This is a genomic window from Pseudogemmobacter faecipullorum, from assembly GCF_020539525.1.
Taxonomy (GTDB): Bacteria; Pseudomonadota; Alphaproteobacteria; order Rhodobacterales; family Rhodobacteraceae; genus Pseudogemmobacter; species Pseudogemmobacter faecipullorum.
Map to the genome: position 1 here is coordinate 1 of NZ_JACDXX010000100.1, position 511 is coordinate 511.

Genomic DNA, 511 nt, shown 5'->3' on the forward strand with positions numbered 1-511 from the left:
CCCCGCGAGATCATCGCTTATGCCGTCTGGGCCTATCATCGCTTCGCTCTGAGCTCGGCCGACGTCGAGGACCTTCTGGCAGAGCGCGGCGTGATCGTCAGCCGCGAAACCGTCCGGCTGTGGGTCAATCGGTTTGGCGCGCATTTCGCCAATTGTATCCGGCGTGACCGGCCCGCGCCGTCGGACAAGTGGCATCTGGACGAGGTCGTCATTCCAATTCGTGGCAGGAAGCACTGGCTCTGGCGGGCGGTTGACGCCAATGGCGACACGCTCGACATCCTCGTGCAAACTCGCAGGAATGCCAAGGCGGCAAAGCGCTTTCTGGTAAGGCTCATCGCGCGTTTCGGGCGGCCTCGCGTTGTGATCACCGACAAGCTGCGCAGCTATTTTGCGCCGCTCCGGAACCTGGCTCCCGGCGCCGACCATCGGGCGCACAAGGGCCTGAACAACCGCATCGAGGGCTCACACCGACCAACCCGAAAGCGCGAGAAGATAATGGGGCGCTTCAAAT

Annotated in this window: 1 protein-coding gene; it reads left to right on the plus strand. The window is 63.0% G+C overall.

Annotated elements, in window-relative coordinates; genetic code table 11:
• The coding region (locus H0485_RS21385; protein WP_226937885.1) for an IS6 family transposase at positions 1-511 on the plus strand (511 nt) is incomplete at both ends.